Raw genomic sequence first — 16927 nt, forward strand, 5'->3', positions numbered from 1 at the left:
CTTTTTTCTTGTCTGTCATAAACTGCAATATTAAGATTGATTAGTTTATGGACAGAGTTTATTTTACACTCTCAAAAAATCAAACTCTCTGGAACAGAAAGTTTGATTTAAATTTTAATCAACCTGAGCTCTATTTTCCAAACCTCATTTTTGGCAAGTTTCCGTTATTGAAAGTTCAAACACCATTAAAATGATACATCTCCGCAAAAAATTAACGAAGATAATAAGGAGGCAATTAATGAATCAACAATCTTGCAGTACGAATACAGGATGACGAAATAAGTTGAACCACATAAAAGCCTGGGAAGTTCATCTCAAAACTGGTTTTATCTCCATCCACCGGTTGATCATGAACCATTCTACCATTTATATCAAAAACCTTCAATTTTGATTTTGCTGACAATTGACCCTCTTTCAATATCCCCTCTACATTCACAGTCTCACCTGCCTCCGCAAAATTAGGATAAACCATAAAACAGGATAATGATTCAAGCTTAAGTTCCACCGGACAAGTTTGGTACATATTTCCACTATCATCAACCATTTTCACCACATATATCTCTCCACTATCTGAATCATTATCGGCATTACCTGCAGGAGGAGAATAAGTCATATTCTGACTAACCAATCCTCCATCTACATACCACGCAAACTCTTTAAACTTATATCCACCATTTAAAACCGGATTGTTATTCACCGTAAGCGAATTATCCTCATTCTGAATTACCAGGTCTGAAAAATCAAATGGTCTGTTTATCTTAAGCTGATAGGATTTTTTGTCCACTCCATTCTCCGAAGAAATGGTAAACTCAAAAATATTCATTCCAGGATCTGTTGCGGTGAAATGAATTACATTTCCTACATCAACCGTTTTCCCCTGTATAGGTACAATTTTTATTTCAAGAGGTTGATCCATCATTTCACAATCTAACGCATATACTTCATCCAAGTTGGTCCATTCAACTCCGTTTATATAAACCCCATATAAGAAAGAATCGGTGTAGCGGGCATAAATAGTCTCCTTCAACAAATCTACTTTAATCACATAAACACCCGATTTATCGCTTTCTATACTCCACTTATGATCACCCGGATAATTCTCATATATGTATCGCGAACCAAAAATTGATTCCTGTGGTGTTTTAGGATGAAAAGAAACCGGACCCCAATCATTTTGGCCCAAAAACTTAAATTGATTCCTGTCATCACCTGTTGCAGCCTCTTTTAACTCACCTGAAAAGACATACAAGTTCGGATTTTCTTCATCCCTTTTAAGTCGAATTGCCCTACCAGCATCCCAACCATTTTCTGTAGCTCCCCCAACAATATACAAATCTTCCCTTGCCCTGAAAAGTTCCCCTTCAAACGTTTTCCCAATAGCATTAATTTTCAACTTGTAAGAATCATCAGGAATATCCACTCTCCATCCGGTTAATTCTGAATCAAAAGTTGCTTTCATTGGACTAATACCTACAGCTTCCACATGCTCAGAAGAGGGAACATAAAAGACAGTATTGCTCTGTACAGATGGGGTATTCATAATTTTAAACTCACCAGATAGTAACTCTCCGTGATAACGAAAATATCCAGGCGTCTGACTTGGATCTTCAGTCAATACTGCTACATTTCCTGGAATTGCAGAACCAACAATCCACAATTTAGTCCCATCAGTGTTTACACCATCTTTTTCATCTGTCTCAGAATCTCCATAATACGATTCTGATTCAGGGGAATTACCAAGCAAAATAAAATCTCTCCACTCTTTTATTTCCTCCGTTGGAGCATTTTTTAAGCCTAATAATAATTCAAAAGATTTTTCAATATTTTCATCAAACTCCTGTAGTAAGGTCAATGTAAGATCAGGCTCTAAGGCAATTTTTTCGGCAGTTTGGCATAACTCGGAAAACTCTTCCGGGAGAGTCTCATCAATTCTCACAGTTAATGAATCTCGGCACTGAAGTAATCTTTTCATTTGCCCTGCTTTCCCGGCAAACAATTCATCTGCCTCTGCCTGATTGTCATTAAAGTCCACATCCACAACGGTCTTAAGATCACATTTTTTCGGTAAAATATTAATTACAATGGCCAATTCTTTCCCATCATAACTCCAAAAACCTTCACGTGGAACGGAGGAATATTCATAATTAATACCATCAACAATGACTTTATCCGGAGGAAGTTTCGACATTAATCGCAACTCATAACTCCGTTCATCGGGCATATTAGAAAACGCACCATTTCGGGGATGAATAATATATTGCCCTTGCTGTTCATCTGTAATTTGTTCAATTTTAGTTTTTGTATAGGCTCCATGTTGATAGTTATTATTATCTCCCTCATCTTCATACAAGGAGAATTCACCTCCTTCTCCTGGAACGAACCTAACAACCAAGGTATCAGGCCTATCTTTTAAATGTTTAATACCAGAAAACATCGGTATTACTGCTCCACTTTTGTAAAAGAAAGGGATTTCATCCTGCGCAAAAATTCTTTTATAATTCTGCTTTCCTTCCAGTATAGTTCCTGTTGCTGCTTCAACCCACTCTCCTTCGGGTAACCAAATCGACTTGGAAGCGGTACCTATCTCATTTTCAGAGGCTGTTACAATTGGAGATACCAATATTTGATCACCAAACATATAAGATGTTTCTTGCTTATATGCTTCATTGTCAGCCGGGGAATCATAATAAAGTGGCCTGCAAAGAGAAACTCCTGTATCATAGGCCTGCCGGGCACTGGTGTAGATATAGGGAATCAAAGCATACCGCAACTCAAGCGCATCACGCATAAGTTCAAAATTCGGATATTTCCAGATGCGTCGCTCTATATGTTCAGCATTTGTAGCATGTGTACGGGTAATTGGCGAAAAAACACCAAACTGAATCCATCGTAAATACAACTCGGGATTGTTTGGACCTGCCTGATTATGTCCCCCAAGATCATGACTCCAATAACCGTAAGCAACATTAGATGCTGTAGAATTAAAATATATCTGAAAAGCTAACGTGGGAAATGTAGCCCAGCTGTCCCCTGAAAATCCGATAGGATAGCGATGGTTACCCAACCCTCCCCAACGATGAAAAATCATAGGGCGCCGTTCGGGCCTATTTACTTTCATATCATTGTAAAAAACATAATTCAGCCAAAACGTATTACCCAAATCATCCATCTCGGGAGCAAGCATCCATTGCTGCCAATCCAACCACCAAAAATCAACACCTATATCCTCAAGTGGACGCAGTATATTCTTGAAAAACTTTTCATAGAATGTCTGATTCTCAATATTCCATTTAATGGTTTGATCGGCTGGAAGTCCCAAGTCATTTGCCAGGTCAATAAAATGATCCTCATGAGTACCTATTCCATCAGCAGGATGAAGATTCAAAGTAGTTTTTAATTCATTTTGATGTAACCATTCAATAAAACCTTCAGGATCTGGGAACAAATCCCTGTTCCAACTCCAACCTGTCCAACCATCCCTGTGCCAATCCATGTCGACTACCATTACATCGATAGGAATATCATGATGTTTTATGTCATTAACGATTTCCATGAAATCCTGAGCTGAATACTTCTCATACTTTGAGTACCAATAACCAAAAGCATAAAGAGGAGGCATAGGCTGCTTACCCCCTATTTTGGTAAAATCAAGCAATGCCTTTTTAAAATCGTTTCCATAAGCCATGAAATACCAATCAATTTTGTTCCCCGGATCAGGCTGAGCAACCCAGTCAAAAGCGCCGCCCTGATCTTCAAACAATAAGCTTCGACTGGTATCTCCGTTTCGTTTAGCTTCATCCAGCAAAACCCAGCCTGAACGAGACAAGAGGCCATCTTCCATACCATTTCGGAGATTATCTCCGCTGGAATGATCCAATGTACGCAAAGTACCCTTAAGATTTAACGGATCCTGCTTCCCCGGATACCAATAGGTCGAAAACCCGGGCAGATTTATAGAAATCTTTAAGTTTTCAGAACTGACAGGATTTGTAACAGGATAAGTCCCCAACTTATACCTTAATTCCAACTTTTCTGTTTCAATGTATAAATACCCGTCTTTTGTAAAGGTATTATATTCAGGAACAGGTAATCGTCTGTTAACAACAATAAAGGAAGCCCGGTCTTCAAAATTCTTGCTATCACTCCACTCAATTCGTATCATTTCAGGAGTAAGAACTGTAAACCGCATATTCCCTGACAAAACTATTGCTTGTGGGTCAGCAACCGGATTTTCCTGACCTTGAGTTTTAACAAGAAATACCAGCATTAAAGCCAATAAAAAGAAAATCTTCTTTATAAAAAAATTCATTATTCCTTATTTTTAAATTAGTTGAAAAAATCATCGAAGGACAAACTTAATCCGATATTCGTAAAACAATCATGCCATTTCTGTCATTTGTATGTAAAATTCTGTCAAAAACTATACCCCAGGAAACACACCTGTTTTTAGACAAAAACAAGCCAATTGATGACCAAAAAAGGACACCTGTAAATTTGCCATCAAACTATCGAAGCCATCCTGTTGGGGAAACCCCAAATTGCTTTTTAAAAGCTTTTGAAAAATAGGAAGGAGAACTAAAGCCAACCAAAAAACAAACTTCATTCACTCTTATTCCTTCCTGAATATAAGTAGCAGCCTTTTTCAGTTTTGTGAGTAAAATAAATTCATTGGGAGTCAACTCAGATATTCCTTTAATCTTTCGATGCAGACTTGACCTACTCATATTCAAATTACTGGCAAGCTGATCAACATTGAATCGGGGATCAGAAATATTTTCATGGATGATATCGGTAACACGTTTAAGAAACTCCTCGTCAGCTTTTGTAGGAGCAATACTTCTGATTTTCTCAAGAGGTGAATTAACAAAAGATTCTTTCAGCTTATTTCGATTAGATAGCAGATTGAATACCTGAGCCAACAAATACTCCATAGAAAAAGGTTTTTCAACATAAGCATCAGCCCCCACATCCAATCCTTCAATCTTCGATTGAAGATTTGCTCTCGCCGTCAAAAGAATTATAGGAATATGACTATAATCCAGATTAGATTTAACCTCTTCACAGAACTGCAAGCCATCCATAACCGGCATTGTTATATCTGAAATAATTATATCCACATGCTCCTCTTCAAGTTTTTTCAGGCCATCAACACCATTAACTGCCTTATTAATGTTGTAATGACGACTTAACTGATTACACAAAAAGTTCCTGAAATCTACATCATCTTCAACAACCAAAAGAGACGGCTTAGTTAATTTCGCAAATCTATCAGCAGCCTCCGAAACCTGATAGTCTGGCGCATCTACCGAATCCAAAGATTTAATGCGAATAGAATTTGGCTGTTTAAGAGGCAACACTAAACGGAATACATTTAATGTAGCATGCGAATTCAAACACTCCAGGGTTCCATTGTGCAACTCAGCCAATGAACGAGCCAAAGGCAACCCCAACCCTGTACCGGCAATAACATGTTCTTGTTTTTTATTATCTATTTGATAAAATGGCTCAAATATTTTTTCCTGAATCGCCTCATCTATTTTATCTCCATCATTACTAATTGTAACAATAAATGTCTCGTTTTCCTGTGTTAGTTCAAGGTTAATGTACGATTCTGAATATTTAATGGCATTACTAAATAAATTACTCAGGATCTTTGTCAGAGCCTCCTTATCCACATCTGCATAAAAATTTTCTGATGGTAGAGATTTCTCAACATGGAGATTACGATTTAGTGCTGCAGCAGCAAATCTCATATATACCTCCTCTATCAATTCAGGAATATCAATCTCAATATAATTAAGCAAAAAGTTCTCCTGCTCTGTCTTCCTGAAATCCAATAATTGATTGCTCAAATCCAACAATCTATTGGTATTTCGGTCGATAACTTTCAGGTATTCCTCTCGTTCTTTAGCAGTTACCTTTTCATTTAAAATATAATCGAGAGGTCCTTTTATCAAACTCAATGGAGTCCTGATTTCATGAGTAATATTAGTAAAGAATGCAATTTTGGCATTATACATCTCTTTGGATTTCTCATTCTCGAAAACTTCCTGACGATGCCTGTTCTTTGCCCGAATTTTATTTCTGTAAATAATAAACAATAAAACAATTAACCCAAACCCAACGCCAGCATAGGTAATATAAGCCCAAATGGTAAGATAAAAAGGTGGACGAATGTATAGTTTTACAAAAGCATAATCATCGTTCCAAACGTTATTATTATTTGATGCCTTTACCTTGAAAACATAATTACCCGGTGGTATATTTGAATACACCGCTTTATTTACTTTTCCCGGAGAGATCCAATCTTTATCAAATCCATCAAGCATGTATTTGTATTGGTTTTTTTCGGGGGCCACAAAGCTTAAAGCGGCAAAATAAAAGCTAAAGCTTGTTTGGTTATAATCCAACTCAATTTGCTCGGTAAACTCAATTGATTGTTTAAGAGGTGAATTCAATTCTCCCGGCTTAACCGGAGTATTAAAAAGATCAAACTGAGTTATGTAAACAGGAGGAGGTATTATATTAGAAATAAACGTAGTTGGATCAAAAGAAATAAAACCATCTAATCCTCCAAAATATAATTGACCGTTTTTGTCCTTAATACCCGATTTATAATTAAACTGATCACTCAGTAATCCGTCACTCTTGGTGTACTTTTTAATTGAAAAGTCGTTTAAACTCATACAAACAAGTCCCTGATTTGTAGAAAACCAAAGATTTGAAAAATCATCTTCCACAATTTTAAAGACTACATTGTTGGGCAAGCCCTCACCGGAAGCAAACGTTTCAAAACTCTCATCATCAGGATAGTATCTACACACACCCCCCCCTTCGGTAGTAACCCACAGAGACATTTGACTGTCCTCAAATAAAGAAATTACTTTATTGTGTGATAAACTCGTTGAATCTCCTGGATTGTTTTTAAAAACTGTCCATTCATTATTGGCGGGATTAAATCGGAAAAGACCCTTTCCCAAACTTGCAACCCAAATCATTCCATCCTTGGTTTGCAAAATATCACTTATAAAAATACTTTTCATAAACGAAACCCGAGTAAAATCATCAGTCTCCGGATTGTAGTAGCACAATCCATAAAGTGTCCCAATCCATACACGCCCGGAATGATCTTTATAAATGGAAAAAATGCTATTATCAGGAAGAGAGTTTTCCTGATTACTCTTGTCATAATGCCTGACAATTTTTTTGGTTTTCAGATCCATTATTTCCAAACCGTGATTGTAAGTCCCAATCCACAAAAGATCCCCATCTACAAGCAATCCATGAATATTATTAAAAGAAATACTACCAGGCTGCCCATCTGGGAAAAAATGCTCAAAAACATTTTTATTCGGATCATACAAACTCAGACCCCCATCCTCTGTCCCAATCCAAATATCTCCGTTTTCAGCCAATTGAAACTCCCTGATCCTCCTGCCAACCATTGTATAACGTTTATCTATTTTCTCTATGGGGTAAAACTTATTAAACGGCGTATACTGATAGGGATAATAATTCACACCTCCGAAATAGGTGCCAATCCAAACACCTCCCTCCCTGTCTTTATAGATGGAATAAACCGCATTATCTGACAAAGAATATGGATCAAAATGACTATGTTTAAGAAACTCAACCTTTTTCTTCTGAATATCAAAAGTACAGACACCCCCTCCGGTTGCAAACCATATTTCCTGATCCGACTTTCGTATCACATCCCTGAAAAAAAGAGAAGAAAAATTCTGTAATGGTAAAAATTGTTCGATCTTATTGGTTACCAGATTAAGTCGTTTAACGCCACTATTGGCAGTTGTAATAAAAAGATCATTGTAATTATCCTGAAATATCCTGAAAACATCATCATTGTTCGAATCCTGCTCTTCTGGAGTAGAAAATACGGCCTTTTCAAACCGCTGTTTTTCATCATCAAAGTAGTTGAGTCCTCCACCATGAGTACCTATCCAAACCTTATTTTCTTTATCAACGTGGATACACCAGGCATTAACAACTGCATCCAGTTCATAAAATTTAAGTTTCCCGTTATCTGGATCATATGAAAACACTCCCTGCCAATCCACAGCAAACCAATAAATACCGTCATGATCCTGTTTTATATCATTTACCTCATTTTTTATTCCTATTCCGTTACTTGTGGTAACATCAAACAACTCAAAACGATCCTGATCAGGGTGATAAATGTAAGCGCCAACATCGGTACCCACCCATATTCTTCCATTAGAATCCTGAAACAGAGAACGAATACAATTGTTCCCAATACTGGTGGAATCATTTTTTTCATGCCTGTAATTCCGAAATTGGAATCCATCATAACGTGAAAGACCATCCTTTGTTCCAAACCACATAAATCCCCTGTCATCCTGCAAAATACAATACACTGTATTTTGAGCCAATCCGTCTTCTGCATCCAAACGAATAAAATAAGGACTATTACCGCCAATTAAAGCAGAGGTATTAAAGACCCCAATTATTACGCATATAAAAAGCAAACTTCTCATGAGTGTTAAAATTTTTGAATCACTTAATCTAAAACCTCGCTATTTCCTTGAAAGGGAATAAATAATATTGTTGTGCTTTTAAAAGGCTTAAGGTCTTTAAGCATAGTCTGGGCAATACCCCAGAGACCTTTTTACAATACCTCCTCAATATTTGGTTACATCGCCACTAACAATGAGAAAGAGTATGAGGCAATCCTCAAAACCCAAAGGGTTACTCTGAACTATTGCTAAGAGACTTTCAGCCTGTCTACTGTTTACATCTTACCTGTCTTATGACTCTAAGATAGGTTAAAAGCTTTCCAGGAAATATTTATCCCTTTACCAGAATAAGAAAGTTCTTATACATAAAATCTTCTTTTTTTCACACCTGTTCATTAACAAATACAAAAGAGGAATCTGACTTCAAAGAAAGAAAAGCTGTTGGCTTAAAGCAACCATGCAGCGGTAATTCTTAAACGTGAACCCCATATTGAAAGAATTTTACATTAAAATGAAAGAAACCAACTCATCATTATTATAGGTGTAAAATACATTTGTCTGGAAAATTTAGTATTTATTTTTCAATTAAATATAAAACTATGAAAAAAATGTATCTTTCCTTGTTTCTGGCAACCACAATATCTTTCACGAATGGTTGCAATGGTGAAGAGGGTGTGGACAAAATCATTGAAAAGTCCGAAGAAACGACTTATTCAAATCCGGTATATCCCGGAAGCATGCCTGATCCGTCAATCATAAAAGGACGGGATGGGAATTATTACTTATATGCCACTGAAGATATCCGAAACACTCCCATCTGTAAATCAGAAGATCTTGTATCTTGGGAATTAATTGGAACAGCATTTTCAGAGGAAACCCGTCCTGATTTTGAGCCCAATGGAGGCCTTTGGGCTCCTGACATAAATTATATTAATGATCAGTATGTCTTGTATTACTCAATGTCCGTATGGGGTGGCGGCAATACCTGCGGAATAGGAGTGGCTACAGCAGCAAGCCCCCAAGGGCCGTTCAATGATCAGGGAAAACTTTTCCGTAGCAACGAAATCGGAGTACATAACTCTATCGATCCATTTTACATTGAAGAAGACGGAAAGAAATATCTGTTTTGGGGAAGTTTTTTTGGCATTTATGCCATAGAATTGACTGATGATGGACTGAGTTTGAAATATAAAGCAGAAAAAAAACAGATAGCAGGAACTGCTTTTGAAGGTGTTTACATTCATAAAAAAGACAATTACTATTACATGTTTGCCTCTGTAGGCTCTTGTTGTGAAGGTGTCAACAGCACCTATCATCTGGTTGTTGGTCGTTCAGAGTCATTATTAGGACCTTATGTAGACAAAGAAGGAAAAGACATGATGGACAACGGATATGAGGTTGTAATAGGCTCTAATGAAAAATTCGTAGGAAATGGGCATTGTTCTGAAATCATCCAGGATAATGAAGGTGTTGATTGGATTCTTTACCATGGAATAGAAGTAGAAAACCCGGTAGGAAGAGTTTTACTTCTGGATCAGGTACATTGGGAAAACGGATGGCCGACGGTTAACGATGGCACTCCTTCAATTTCAGCTAAAAAGCCCGTTTTGGAATAAAGTTTTAAAAAGTTTTTTTGATTTACAATGAATATATATATTATGACCATAAAAAAAACACTCCTCTTTATTGGGATTTTATGCAGTTGTATAAACATGTATGGAATCGACCAAACCCCCTCCTCTTATCCAAATAAGATCATACAGGAGGATGGAATCCGAATTAGTGGTACTGTTGTAGATTCTGAAAAAAATCCACTCGTAGGAGTGAATATACGACTAAAAGAGAATCCTTCGGTTGGTACTGTTACTGACGTCAACGGTCATTTTTACATGGAAGTTCCAAGTAAAGAATCTGTCCTATTAATCTCTTACATCTCATTTAAGGATCAGGAGATCCGCGTAGGCTCCCAAATCAACTTCTATATCATTCTTGAGGAAGAAATTAGCAATTTGGAAGAAATTGTGGTAACAGGTTACGGACATCAGAAAAAAATGTCTGTAATCGGATCTATTGAAACGGTAAATCCCCAGGTGATGCAATCCGGATCTACTAGGTCAATTTCCAATAATTTGGCAGGTCAGGTTGCCGGTATTATAGCAGTAAAACGATCTGGCGAACCGGGATACGACAACTCCAACTTTTGGATCAGGGGAATTTCAAGTTTCTCAGGAAACCAAAACCCCTTGGTTCTCATCGACGGAATAGAACGTGATCTGAACAATATCGATCCTTCAGAAATAGAGTCTTTTTCAGTGCTAAAGGATGCGTCTGCAAGTGCAATGTACGGAGTTCGCGGAGCAAACGGAGTTATTGTAATTAATACTAAAAGAGGAAAGATCGGAGCTCCTTCAGTGAATGTAAGATTCGAACAATCTATTTCTGAACCCACAAAACTACCTGAATTTGTAGGAGCTGTCGAATACATGCAATTACTGAACGAATTAAAAGAAGACAAAACACAACTACCCTATTCTCAGGAAGAGATCTATCGGACATATACCGGGTATGACAGGGATTTGTATCCCGACGTAAACTGGTTGGATGAAATTACTAAAGACTATGCTTATTCTTCACGGGCCAATATGTCTGTAAGCGGAGGATCTGATTTTTTGCGCTACTCTCTAGTGGGATCGTATTTCAACGAAAAAGGGATATTGGAAACTGACAAAACGCTGCCATATGATACAGGAATAAATCTGGACAGATATAACATGAGGGCAAATGTGGATATAGACATCACCAATTCAACCACATTGAGAATGAATATTGGTGGTTATTTACAGAAACGCAGAGGCCAAAACTCAAGTACAGATAACACATTTGCAGCAGCATTTACCACCAGCCCGATGGTACATCCGGCCCGATACTCCGATGGGACTATACCTCTTATTCCATATAGAACAAACCCATGGGCTATGGCAACTCAAAACGGCTATTACATTGCCTCATCTTCTCAAATACAATCATTGTTTTCAATCGAACAAGATTTGAAAGCAATAACTCAGGGATTGAAAGCCAAACTGATGTTCTCATTTGACTCCTACAGCAACTCAAGGATGATAAGACCCATGACACCCACCTATCATCATGTTGCATCGGGAAGAGAAATAGATGGTAGCCTTATACACGGAATTTATAAATATGGAGATGATGCCCTTGGTCATTATACCGAATCGGGATATGGCACCAAAAATGTTTATTTTGAATCAACCCTTACTTATCACCGTCTTTTCAACCAGTTACATGACGTAGATGCACTGTTTCTATATAACCAACAAAGTTTTGACAATGGCAGTTTTCAGCCATATCGTAAACAAGGTATTGCCGGCCGGGTCTCTTACATGTTTAACAGAAGATATATTGCAGAATTCAATTTTGGATACAACGGATCTGAAAATTTCGATAAAGGAAGCCGGTTTGGCTTTTTCCCTTCTGTAGCCGTAGGATGGCTAATATCCGAAGAACCATTTTTGGCATACAACCAGGAAGCAATTACAAAGCTTAAAATCAGAGGTTCAGTCGGGAAAGCGGGTAATGACGATATCGGAGGACGCCGTTTTGCCTATATGACTACCATCTTCACCGGTACAAACGGATACGACTGGGGTGATACCAGTCAAATCGGACGCGAGGGAATCACTGAAGGCGAAATTGGCGTAAACGATCTTACATGGGAAACTGCCCTTAAATATAATGTAGGATTTGAATTAGGCCTATGGAGCGAGTTAGACTTCCATTTTGACCTTTTTAGGGAGAAGCGAAGTAATATCTTCATGCAACGCAACATCATACCAAGCCAAACAGGTTTCATTACCAATCCATGGGCCAACTTTGGAAAAGTTACCAACGAAGGTTTGGAGTTCTCATTAACATACAATAAAGAGATCAATCAGGACTGGTGGATTGGTTTCCGAGGAAACTTCACCTATGCAAAAAATAGAATTGATGAGATTGATGAGCCCGATGCAGTAAAAGGTACACACCGCAGTATTACAGGAAAATCAATGAATACGCTTTGGGGGTTGGAAGCAGTACGACTATTCACCGCCGACGATTTTGAAGAAGACGGAAGCCTGAAAAGTGATATCCCGACACACTCAGTGGGAAGCGCCCAAGTTCGCCCGGGAGATATTATGTACAAAGACCAAAACGGAGATAATGCTATAACCGATGAAGATGAAGGTTATATTGGTGGTACAGTTGACCCCCGAATGGTATATGGTTTTGGAGGTAATATAAAGTATAAAAACTGGGACTTTAATTACTTCTTTCAGGGTGTCGGTGACACTTATCGGATCATAGGTGGTTCTACCTATTTCTTGCCGGGAAGTGGACAGGGTCTACTGGGGAATATATACAAAAACTACACCGATCGTTGGACAGAGGATAATCCATCTCAGGATGTTTTCTGGCCACGTCTGTATGAAAACCCAAACAAGCATAACTACCGGGCCTCCACTTGGTGGAAAAAAGACATAAGTTTTTTGAGATGTAAATTATTAGAACTGGGTTACACTTTGCCGAAGAAATTTACCGGTAAAGCAGGTATCAAAAGTACACGTCTTTATGTAAGCGGAAATGATCTATTCTATTTCTCAAAATTTAAAATGTGGGATCCCGAATTAAATACCAGTGACGGACTTAAATACCCGGGAATGCGATCATTAATGTTCGGTATTGACATCAACTTTTAATTAAAGGACTATGAAAATGAATCGAATAAAATACATAATAGCAGCTATAATCGGAGTTGTAATAATCAGCTCCTGCTCAGATTATCTGGACAAAGAAATGGACACCGAATTAGATATTGAAATGGTGTTCGATAATAAAACCAAAGTAGAATCGTGGCTTGCTGGGGTGTACTCAGGAATACCCAACCCTGGTATGGAATGGTTAAATACTGCCGGTTGGGAAATTTTTGCAGATGACCTTACGCCCTCCCGCAGATGGCAGCAGTGGGACTGGCCCAATATTCCAAAAATATTTGGAGAATGGACTCCGAATACGCAATGGGGAGCTGGCTATTGGCAAAAAATGCCACAACTCATCAGACAGGCGTACATTTTTATAGACAGAGTTCATGCTATTCCTGATGCCGACCTACCACAAAAGGAAGTGGATTATATGAAAGCTGAATGCAGATTCTTAGCAGCTTATTATTATTGGCTGTTGGTCAAAACTTACGGACCTATTCCTTTTAAACCTGACTATATTACCCCGACAGATTTTAATCTGTCAGACTTAATGATCGGGCAAACTCCATTTGACGAGATTATTGATTATTTGGATCAGGAGATGTTGGAAGCAGCAAAGGAACTCCCACCCTCATATCAGAGTATGGAAAAATATGGAAGGGTAACATCAGTGATGTGCCTCACAATCCGCTCAAAGATGCTCTTATTTGCCGCCAGTCCGCTTGTTAACGGAAATGAGTGGTATGAAGGACATGTGAACAGCAACAATGAGCCTCTCTTTAATACAACATATGATCCTGCCAAATGGGAAAGAGCTGCTGACGCTTGTAAATTACTTTTACAGGAGACCCAAAAAGCAGGGCATGAACTGTTTGTACAATACAATGACGATGGGACAATTGACCCATTCACTTCTTTAGAAGATATGTTTTGGACTGATTACTATGAAGGAAACAGAGAAATCCTCTTCCCCTATACAAAAAAGGATGACTGGAACAACTTCAAGTATTATACTACTAAGGCTGTTACACCAGAATTTGGTGGAGGTGGAGGTCTGGGAGTATACCAGGGACTGGTAGATGCATTCTTTACAAAAAACGGATTACCCATCAATCACCCGAATAGTGGATATACCGAAACAGGCTTTTCTGACCATAAAGAAGTCAGGAACACTTCATGGACAGGTGGAACAGGAAACCCGGGAGAAATAACATCATCTGGAACTTACAATATGTACTGCAACAGAGAACCCCGCTTCTACACCACTGTCAGCTACAACGGATCTTGGTATGCTCTGGCCGAACGCAAATTCGATTTCTTCAAAAACGGAATGGATAATAATTATACTCATGATGCACCTCAAAATGGATATCTGGTACGCAAAAAAATATTTCCAACTGACAATCCAAGAGATAACAGATGGAAATGGCGACAACCTTTCTTATATCGGTTAGCCGGCTCTTATTTAGATTTTAGCGAGGCTATAAACGAAGCCTACAACACAGGAGATGCCCGTAGAGAAGCTATCAAGTACCTAAACATGGTCCGGGAAAGAGCCGGAATACGCCAATATACATTTGATGCCGTGGATCCTGCTGACGCCAATTTTATTCGAATTGAAGATGATCAGGACGCTGTTCGTAAAGCAATCAGAATGGAACGCAGAGTGGAATTATGTGCAGAAGGATCACGTTGGGATGACATTAGGCGCTGGAAAATTGCAGAAGAACTCCCGGAAGTGACCGGGGCTGGCTACGGGATGAATTTCAGTGGCGAAAATGCCAGTGAGTTCTATAAACGCACAGAATTCCAATCACGCATTTGGGAAAAAGCCTATTATTGGTTCCCTATTTTTATCTCTGAACTCGAAAAAAACCAAAATCTTATCCAAGCTCCCTTTTGGAAATAATTCTCATCTAAATGAACTATTATGCACAAGATTAAAACATATATACACCTGGTCTTATTTTTCTTTATATTATTGATCAGTTGTAACGAAGAACCCGAATACTTCACACTTGAAGTTCCTTCTGATCAGATGAAAATCAGTGCATCAAAGGAAAATGTAATTTTACAAAAATCAGAAGAAACTGAAGAAGCAATTTCTTTCAGCTGGAATAAGGCGTCTGACCGCGGCCCGGATATTGATCTGGTCTATTACCTGAGACTGGTTCATGCTGAAATGAGGAATTTGGAAAGCGAGTTGATCAAAATAGATCAGGACACTTACACCATATCATGGACAGTGCGGGAATTAAACAACCTATTGCATGCTTGGAATATAACACCAGGGGACGAAGTTACAATTGAAGCTCAGTTATTTGCAATAGTTGAAAACTCATCAAAGTATATGAAGCCGGAAGTATCCAAAACAACGTTCAACCTGATCGGATATGATCCTTCCACCAATATGTTTCTAACAGTTCTTTCCAATGGCAATAAACAAAACATAAAAATGAATATGCTGGATGAAGGCGTTTACACCTGGAGCGGCGAACTTAGTGCTTGCGAGTTTTGGTTTGTCCGGAATATGGAAAACGGGTTCCCGGCCTACATGAAAGGAGATACCGAAACATCTCTTGTATATTCAGAAACAGCAGAAGGCGAGCATTTCATTGTAGAGAATCCGGAGCAGTACTATATAACAATTGATCTCAACAATTTGGAAGTAACAATGGCTTCTACACCAATCAATCGCCTATTTTTAGTAATTTCCCAAAATGGAAGTGAGTCCATAACCCCACTAAATGAAGTTGAACCCGGAACCGGTGTGTTCTATCTGAAAAGAGAGTTTGAAATCGGTACCGAGTTTCGTTTTATTCAAAACGAAGAAGCTGTATGGCCAGCTTATACTAAAGGTGCAGACCCCGCAAAACTGGAATTTAATAATGAAGGAAGTGAAATGTTTAGCGTTGATAAAACAGCCACATATGTCATGACCGTAAACATTGGTGATCTGTCTTTGATATTTCTGGATGTTTACAATTCCCCAACAGGCGACATTGCGGTTGTGGGTGATGCTGTGGCTGATGCCGGATGGGATGCAGGTGTTGCTATAAAGAACTGCAAACTGGAACAAAAAGATCTCATTAACCGACCGGAAGTCATAAGTTATACAGGAAACTTTGTTTACAATTCAACCAATGGAGAAAATGCTTTCAAATTTGTCGGAGATCCTTACTGGGGTTATCAGATTTTTGCCCTGACTCCAAATGCAAATCCATTTGACCCTGATCAACAATATGCAACCACTGAGAATATCGGAGACCTGAAATGGCAACTCCCTCCTGATACACCATCAGGAATCTATACGTTGGAATTTAATTTACACACTATGAAAATTAGTTTCTTTAAACAATAACCGAACCACATCAACCGTGTCAGCCTTTCCAACCTGACACGGTTGATTATTTTTTTATTTTTCCTTTTTCCTTTTTCTTCCATTTGGACTCTACAACACATTTTACAACCACTCTCTTAAAAAAATCATTCGTTAAAAATCAATGTGATTTTTTACAATTAACTTATGTCCATAGAGTTACGTTTTCTTCGCTACGCCTTTCCTTAAAAAAATACTCTTTTAATAGGGTAAACTCAACATTTTCGTAAATACCAGGTCTTACAAATACAACTTTCGGAACCGGCTAAAACGGTTCAAAATGTGCCACCTATTTCGGT

6 protein-coding genes are annotated in these 16927 nt (G+C 38.3%); 4 read left to right on the forward strand and 2 right to left on the reverse strand.

Translation table 11 applies throughout. The features are described 5' to 3' along the window. Nucleotides 1-235: 235 nt before the first annotated feature. Both ACT29H_RS07310 and ACT29H_RS07315 read right to left on the reverse strand, forming a co-directional pair. The gene (locus ACT29H_RS07310; protein ID WP_444820960.1) at nucleotides 236-4309 is read right to left on the reverse strand and encodes a TIM-barrel domain-containing protein; all 4074 of its coding nucleotides are present in this window, start codon (nucleotides 4307-4309) and stop codon (nucleotides 236-238) included. A gap of 196 nt (nucleotides 4310-4505) precedes the next feature. Further along, on the reverse strand, nucleotides 4506-8513 hold the full coding sequence (locus ACT29H_RS07315) for a hybrid sensor histidine kinase/response regulator transcription factor (RefSeq protein ID WP_444820961.1): 4008 nt from the start codon (nucleotides 8511-8513) through the stop codon (nucleotides 4506-4508). 578 nt (nucleotides 8514-9091) lie between these two features. Between ACT29H_RS07315 and ACT29H_RS07320 the strand changes: the two genes are divergently transcribed. Genes ACT29H_RS07320 through ACT29H_RS07335 form a run of 4 tightly spaced genes read left to right on the forward strand, consistent with a single transcriptional unit; the run spans nucleotide 9092 to nucleotide 16610 of the window. After that, nucleotides 9092-10108 (forward strand): family 43 glycosylhydrolase, encoded by a 1017-nt coding sequence (locus ACT29H_RS07320; protein WP_444820962.1) that lies wholly within the window; start codon nucleotides 9092-9094, stop codon nucleotides 10106-10108. A 42-nt stretch (nucleotides 10109-10150) separates the two neighbouring features. Beyond that, nucleotides 10151-13246, forward strand: a complete 3096-nt coding sequence (locus ACT29H_RS07325; protein WP_444820963.1) for a SusC/RagA family TonB-linked outer membrane protein — start codon at nucleotides 10151-10153, stop codon at nucleotides 13244-13246. A gap of 16 nt (nucleotides 13247-13262) precedes the next feature. Then, complete coding sequence (locus ACT29H_RS07330; RefSeq protein ID WP_444820964.1) at nucleotides 13263-15158, forward strand: RagB/SusD family nutrient uptake outer membrane protein; 1896 nt, start codon at nucleotides 13263-13265, stop codon at nucleotides 15156-15158. 21 nt (nucleotides 15159-15179) lie between these two features. Then, nucleotides 15180-16610 carry a SusE domain-containing protein gene (locus ACT29H_RS07335; RefSeq protein WP_444820965.1) on the forward strand — a complete coding sequence of 477 codons (1431 nt, stop codon included), beginning with the start codon at nucleotides 15180-15182 and terminating at the stop codon, nucleotides 16608-16610. Nucleotides 16611-16927: the final 317 nt, after the last annotated feature.

This window comes from Thermophagus sp. OGC60D27 (assembly GCF_052400625.1).
GTDB lineage: Bacteria > Bacteroidota > Bacteroidia > Bacteroidales > Marinilabiliaceae > Thermophagus.

Coding starts and splice junctions, on each gene's coding strand:
- ACT29H_RS07310 (WP_444820960.1), bottom strand. CDS start 4,309: ATGAATTTTTTTATAAAGAAGATTTTCTTTTTATTGGCTTTAATGCTG.
- ACT29H_RS07315 (WP_444820961.1), bottom strand. CDS start 8,513: ATGAGAAGTTTGCTTTTTATATGCGTAATAATTGGGGTCTTTAATACC.
- ACT29H_RS07320 (WP_444820962.1), top strand. CDS start 9,092: ATGAAAAAAATGTATCTTTCCTTGTTTCTGGCAACCACAATATCTTTC.
- ACT29H_RS07325 (WP_444820963.1), top strand. CDS start 10,151: ATGACCATAAAAAAAACACTCCTCTTTATTGGGATTTTATGCAGTTGT.
- ACT29H_RS07330 (WP_444820964.1), top strand. CDS start 13,263: ATGAATCGAATAAAATACATAATAGCAGCTATAATCGGAGTTGTAATA.
- ACT29H_RS07335 (WP_444820965.1), top strand. CDS start 15,180: ATGCACAAGATTAAAACATATATACACCTGGTCTTATTTTTCTTTATA.